Consider the following 256-nt stretch of genomic DNA (forward strand, 5'->3'; position numbering starts at 1 on the left):
TAATCCATTAATACCCTCATCTACACATTCGCGACATCCTATCGCATCAGTTGTTATAATTGCTCTTCCCATAGCACAGGCTTCAATAAGTGTTTTTGGCATGCCTTCTCTATAAGATGGCAAAACTATAATATGAGCTTTTTCATAAATTTCAAAAATATTTTTTTTGTGATCCACCCACTTAAAATAATTTCCATCATTCCAGCGCATAAGTAAATTTGTAGGTACACACGCTTTATTACCCGAATCAGCTTTG

The 256-nt window shown here is 34.8% G+C and carries 1 protein-coding gene; it reads right to left on the reverse strand.

All coding sequences use genetic code 11. The features are described from left to right. On the reverse strand, positions 1–256 hold a 256-nt coding region (locus CWC14_RS18680), incomplete at both ends, for a glycosyltransferase (protein WP_138564373.1).

Source organism: Pseudoalteromonas sp. S3260, assembly GCF_005886925.1.
Taxonomy (GTDB): domain Bacteria; phylum Pseudomonadota; class Gammaproteobacteria; order Enterobacterales; family Alteromonadaceae; genus Pseudoalteromonas; species Pseudoalteromonas tetraodonis.